General features: G+C 74.3%; 4 protein-coding genes. 2 read left to right on the top strand and 2 right to left on the bottom strand.

Features of this window, described 5'->3' with window-relative positions; all coding sequences use genetic code 11:
* Window positions 1-65 precede the first annotated feature (65 nt).
* Entirely contained in the window at window positions 66-1,334 is a 1,269-nt protein-coding gene (locus tag A2U95_RS32220; protein ID WP_240958449.1) for a hypothetical protein, read from the bottom strand.
* A gap of 1,073 nt (window positions 1,335-2,407) precedes the next feature.
* Between A2U95_RS32220 and A2U95_RS30480 the strand changes: the two genes are divergently transcribed.
* Together A2U95_RS30480 and A2U95_RS30475 are read left to right on the top strand one after the other, a co-directional pair.
* Window positions 2,408-2,947: a SigE family RNA polymerase sigma factor gene (locus tag A2U95_RS30480; RefSeq protein WP_166029025.1), complete on the top strand. Its 540-nt coding sequence runs from the start codon at window positions 2,408-2,410 to the stop codon at window positions 2,945-2,947.
* A gap of 79 nt (window positions 2,948-3,026) precedes the next feature.
* Window positions 3,027-4,685 carry a long-chain fatty acid--CoA ligase gene (locus tag A2U95_RS30475; RefSeq protein WP_166029023.1) on the top strand — a complete coding sequence of 553 codons (1,659 nt, stop codon included), beginning with the start codon at window positions 3,027-3,029 and terminating at the stop codon, window positions 4,683-4,685.
* An 86-nt stretch (window positions 4,686-4,771) separates the two neighbouring features.
* Here the strand turns inward: A2U95_RS30475 and A2U95_RS30470 are convergent.
* Window positions 4,772-6,084: response regulator (locus A2U95_RS30470; protein WP_476756117.1), on the bottom strand; the 1,313-nt coding region annotated here is incomplete at its 5' end.

Raw genomic sequence — 6,084 nt, 5'->3', positions numbered from 1 at the left:
GTGACGCCCGTGCCGGGGATCCGCGTCCGGCGCGCCCGCGGACCGGGCGTGCCGGACGCCCGGGGTCAGGAGCGCGCGCGGGCGGCCGGATCGTTCAGGCAGAGCGCGATGTTGCGGACCGCGGTGGTGAGCTCCTCGATCACCCGGGCCGCCTGCTCCGCGTTGTGGAAGGCCGGGCGTCCGGCCAGGGAGAGGCCCAGCTCCTCCGCCGCCTGCAGGACCAGCCCGGCGCCCTCGGTGGAGGGGGAGGGGGCGACGGGCGGGGACGGCTCGGCGGGGGGGAGAGGCCCCGGCGGGACGGGCCGGGCCGCCGGAGCCGGATCCACCGCGGACGTGCCGGACGTGCCGGACGTGCCGGACGTGCCGGACGTGCCGGACGTGCCGGACGTGCCGGGCAGGCCGGACGCGGACGCCGGCTGATGCGCGTGCTCGGAACCGCCCGGTGCCGGTGCCGGTGCCGGTGCCGGCGTCGGCACCGGTGGTCCGGCCGGTGCCGGGCCGGGCTCCGGTTCCCCCCGGTACCCGTCGAAGGGGCCGTGGAAGACGCCGGGGTCACCGGCCGTGGGGACGTACTCCTCCTCCCTGGGCCGTGACGGAGGAGGCTGCGCGGGGCCCGGCCCCTGGGAGGCCCGCTGGACGTGGTGGGCCAGATCCGGGGCGTTGCGCGTACGGGGCAGCACGAAGTGCTCGAAGCCGGGGAACGCCAGGGTGGCGGAGTGCGGGGAGGGGCGCGGGCTGTACTCGGTCTGCCACTGCATCCGGTAGCAGTTGACCTGGTCGGCGCAGGCGGCGCGGGCGTGGAAGACCGCGGTGTCCTCCCCCAGGTCCGGGTACCAGAGGTTCGGGCCCGGGAAGCGCACGGTCCGCACCCGCGGCTTGATCGGCTCGGCGCACCCCATGCAGCAGCCCTCCGGCACCATGAGCGGGATGCCGCCGTTCTGCTCGGGCCAGCGGGGCCCGCCTTCCCAGCGGTACTCCCCGTGCTGGCAGGGAGGCAGTTCGCCGCAGGCGCGGCAGACGGCGTAGTGCTCCGGCAGGACCTGCCAGTCGTGGCTGGCGGGGGCGCACCAGTGCTTCGGCGCGGAGCGGGGCAGGTTCTCGTTGCGCAGCACCAGGACCACCGGGCGCTTGTAGAACTCGGTCCGGTCGGGAGCCGGGCGGACCGCCTGGTTGTCGGCCCGCCGCAGCTCGTTGGCGTGCCACCACAGCTCCACGTGGTCGCGCCACGCCTTCTCGTAGGCCTTCGGCCACGGGTCGGCCGGGTAACCGTTGATCTCCAGGATCCGCCATGCCTGCCGGTCGAGCACCACGATGGAACCGGTTCGCAGGCGCATGTGTGTTCCGTTGTCCCCCTCGTCCGGCCAGTCGTGCCGGCCGATACGGGTGGGCTGGTCTGGGAGCCACCTGCGAACCTGCATGTCATGCTCCTCGGCAACGAAACTTCATAGTTTCAACTGGGGCAGTGGGCAACATTCTCTACAATTTCGACGTTTGCGTAGGTATAGACACGCGCGCGTGCCGCTGATCGAAGGCGGCCGGAAACGCTTTCCGTGTCGCCGCTTCCCTCCGGAAATTCCTTTGTTGCCGGGCTTTTTCGCTCCCGGCGCGCTCACCGGTCCCGGTCTTCCGCACGTCTCCCGGAAGGGCGCCTCCGCGCCCTGTCCCCCGGCCCCCACACTCACCTGTACGTGTGGCGGTACTTCGGTCACCGCCACTCCGTACGTGTGCATTGCCGCGTGCGCGGTGTCCGTGCGTCACCCGTCACCGGACGTTCCGGGAGCCCGGTCGGTCAGACATCGGCAAGGCGTCACGCTTGCGGGGGAACAACCGGCTCCGGACGGTTTGCCCGGAACGGTGCGGGCATCTCTGGTTCCAGGACGACACACTCCCGGGACGGTCCGGTCAACCGCCCCGTCCGCCGCGGCACTTCGGCCTCCCGGCGGAGAAACCGCTCCTCTGTACTCGGTACCCGAACCGTCCACCGGCACCAGGAGGAATCTGATGGCACACATCCGCACGGCCCGTGTTCCCGTCGGCGGGGCGGCCGCCACCGCCGGAGGCGCGTGGTGAGCGGGGCGTGGCCGGCGGAGCGCTGAGCGCTCCACCGGACCACGTGGGACAGAGCGTGCTTCATGGGGATACACGTGCGCGCGACGGTGCTCCACCCGCCGTCGCGCGCACGTGTGCGGGGCCGCGTGTTCCCTTCGGGTGCGGGGCCGTGCGGTCCGCCCGCGCCGGGCCGCGCGGCCCGGCCGCGGCCCCCGGGTCCGCCGCCGCCCCCGAGGGAACCCCTAGGGGGGCATCGGTCTCCAGGAGGTGGGCGGAGTCCGCCTCTCCGACCTGCGGGGGACGAGGTTCGGGCCCTGTGGCCGATCCGCCGCGGCCCGGCCGCTCCTAGCGTGGACGCATGACCGCCAGGACGTCACCGCCACCGCCGCGTGCGACCTCCTACGCCTCCTTCGCGTCGTACGTCCAGGCCCGCCGGCCGGTGCTGCTGCGCACCGCCCGGTCACTGACCAACGACCCCGGGGACGCGGAGGACCTGCTCCAGACGGCCCTCGCCCGCACCTACCTCCACTGGGACCGCATCACCGACCACGGCGCCCTCGACGGTTACGTCCGCCGGGCCCTGGTCAACACCCGCACCTCCCAGTGGCGCCGCCGCCGCGTCGACGAGTTCCCCAGCGAGACCCTGCCCGAGCCCCGCGGACCCGGCGCGGCCCCGGCGGACCCGGCCGAGCTGCAGGCCACGCGCGACGCCGTGTGGCGCGCCGTCCTCCGCCTCCCCGACCGCCAGCGCGCGATCGTGGTGCTCCGCTACTACGAGGACCTCAGCGAGGCCCGCACGGCCGAAATGCTCGGTGTCTCGGTGGGCACCGTGAAGTCCGCCCTGTCCCGCGCGCTGGTCAAGCTGCGGAAGGACCCGGAATTGCATCCCGCCGGGTAGTGACGGCGGCGGCTCGATCTGTGCAGAATCTCCGAAACTTACCCACGCGTAATGACGCGCGTTTCCCGGGGAGGCACCGGTGCAGAGCACGATGCAGGACGTCGAGCTGACGGTTTCGCGAATCCTGGCCCACGGCACGACCGTCCACAGTCGTTCGGAGGTCATCACCTGGACCGGCGAGGGGGAGCCGGAGCGGCGCACCTTCGCCGAGGTGGGGCGCCGGGCCGCCCAGCTCGCCCACGCCCTCCGGGACGACCTGGGGGTCCGGGACGACGACCGGGTCGCAACCCTCATGTGGAACAACTGCGCCCACGTGGAGGCCTACTTCGCCATCCCCTCGATGGGCGCGGTGCTCCACACCCTCAACCTCCGCCTGCCCGCCGAACAGCTGGCCTGGATCGTCAACCACGCCGCCGACAAGGTGATCGTCGTCAACGGCACGCTGCTGCCGCTGCTCGCGCCCCTGCTGCCCCAGCTGCCCACCGTCGAGCACGTCGTGGTGGCCGGCCCCGGCGACACCTCCGTTCTGGAGGGCGCCGGCGTCCAGGTGCACGCGTACGAGGCGCTGCTCGCGGGGAAGCCCGGGACCTACGACTGGCCCCGGCTGGACGAGCGCCAGGCCGCCGCCATGTGCTACACCTCCGGCACCACCGGCGACCCCAAGGGCGTCGTCTACTCCCACCGCTCCATCTACCTGCACTCCATGCAGGTCAACATGACCCAGTCGATGGGCCTGACGGACAGCGACACCTCCCTGGTCGTGGTGCCGCAGTTCCACGTCAACGCGTGGGGCATACCGCACGCCACCTTCATGACCGGCGTCAACATGCTGATGCCGGACCGCTTCCTGCAGCCCGCCCCGCTCGCCGAGATGATCGAGACCGTCCGGCCCACCCACGCCGCCGCCGTCCCCACCATCTGGCAGGGCCTGCTGGCCGACCTGAAGGCCAAGCCGCGCGACGTCTCCTCGCTCACCCAGGTCACCATCGGCGGAGCCGCCTGCCCGCCCGCGCTGATGAAGGCGTTCGACGAGTTCGGCATGCGCGTGGTGCACGCCTGGGGGATGACCGAGACCTCGCCGCTGGGCACGGTGGCCCGCCCGCCGGCCCACGTCGAGCCGGGCTCCGACGAGGAGTTCGCCTACCGCACCACCCAGGGCCGCTTCCCGGCCGGTGTGCAGGCCCGCCTGACCGGCCCGAACGGCGAGCGCCTGCCCTGGGACGGCGTCTCGGCCGGCGAGCTGGAGGTGCGCGGGCCGTGGATCGCGGGCGCCTACTACAACGGCCCCGACGGGGAACCGCTGCGCCCGGACGACAAGTTCAGCGCGGACGGCTGGCTGAAGACCGGGGACGTCGGCGTGATCGACGCGGACGGCTTCCTGACGCTCACCGACCGGGCCAAGGACGTCATCAAGTCCGGCGGTGAGTGGATCTCCTCCGTGGAGCTGGAGAACGCGCTGATGGCCCACCCGCAGGTGGCCGAGGCCGCCGTGGTGGCCGTGCCGGACGACAAGTGGGGCGAGCGCCCGCTGGCCGCGGTGGTCCTCGCGGAGGGCGCCGGGACCGGCTTCGAGGAACTGCGCGACTTCCTGGGCGGCGAGGGCGGCATCGCCAAGTGGCAGCTGCCGGAGCGCTGGACGCGGATCGCGGCGGTGCCGAAGACCAGCGTCGGCAAGTTCGACAAGAAGGTCATCCGGAAGCAGTACGCGGACGGCGAGCTGGACGTCACCACCCTCTGACGGACGGCCGCCCGGCCGCACGTCCCCCGGACGGCGGGAGGGCGCCCCGCGGTTCTGCCGCGGGGCGCCCTCCCCGTGTGCGCGGGTCAGTTGGTGCCGATGCGCGCCAGCAGGTCGACCAGACGCTGCTGGACCTCCTCCTCGGTGGACCGCTCGGCCAGGAACAGCACCGACTCCCCCGAGGCCAGCGCCGGCAGCGCGGCCGGCTCCACGGGCGCCGTGTAGACCACCAGCGGCGTGCGGCTGAGCCGCCCGTTGGCGCGGAGCCAGTCGAGGATGCCGGCCCTGCTCCGGTCCATCCGCATCAGGTCCATCACCACCAGGTTGGGCAGCATCTGCGCGGCGACCGCCACCGCCTGGGTGTCGTCGACGGCCCGCCCGACCTGCATGCCGCGCCGCTCCAGCGACGCGGTCATCGCCACGGCGATCGCGTCGCGCCCCTCGATCAGCAGCACCCGCGGCGGGTGCTGCTCGCTGTCCCGCGGCGCCAGCGCCTTGAAGAGCACGGCCGGATCGGCGCCGTACGCCTCCTCGCGGGACGCCTGCGCCAGCCCCGCCGTCACCATCACCGGCACCTCGGCGGCCACCGCGGCCTCCCGCAGCGACTGCAGGGCGGTCCGGGTGATCGGGCCGGTCAGCGGGTCGACGAACAGCGCGGCCGGGAACGCCGCGATCTGGGCGTCCACCTCCTCGCGGGAGTTGACCACCACCGGGCGGTAGCCGCGGTCGTTCAGCGCCTGCCGGGTGGTCGGGTCCGGTGCGGGCCAGACCAGCAGACGGCGCGGGTTGTCCAGGGGCTCCGGGGGCAGCTCGTCGTCCATCGGGCGCGGCTGCGGCTGGTCCGAGACCTCCACGGCCCCGCCCGGACCGTCCAGCGGCTCGGGACCCTCGGCGGCGTCGGCGTCGGGCGCGCCGATGGCGTAGGAACGGCCCACGGTGTGGTCGGCGGCCGGGCCCGGCCGCCCGGCGGGGACGTGCGGCCGGGGCAGACCCATGGGCGGCGCCGGGGGCACCGGGGGCAGCGCCGGGACACCGCCCGGTGCGGGACCGGCGGGCGTGGCGTCGGCCTCGGCCGCGCGGGTGCCCAGCTTGCGGCGACGGCCGTTGGCGGCGGGACCGGCCGGCGGGGGCGTCGGCTGACCCTGCCCGGGCCGGCCGGCGAACGGCACGCCCTGCCCGAGGGTGCGGACGCTGAACGCGCGGCCCTGGGTGCTGTTGGTGCTCTCGCCCGGAACCTCCGCCGCGGGCGCGGCGGCGGGCTGCGCGGGAGCCGGTGTCTGCGGCGTCTGCGGAGGCTGGGGCGTCTGCGGAGGCCGGGGCGTGGCCCGGACGGCGGGCGCGGGCGTGGACTCGGCGGGCAGCGGCTGGGCCGGCGCGGGCTGCGGCGGCTGGGGCTGCG

This window comes from Streptomyces chilikensis, assembly GCF_001642695.1.
GTDB classification, from domain to species: Bacteria; Actinomycetota; Actinomycetes; order Streptomycetales; family Streptomycetaceae; genus Streptomyces; species Streptomyces chilikensis.
The sequence above is the reverse complement of the archived record's forward strand: the minus strand, read 5'-3'. Positions and strand labels throughout refer to the sequence as shown.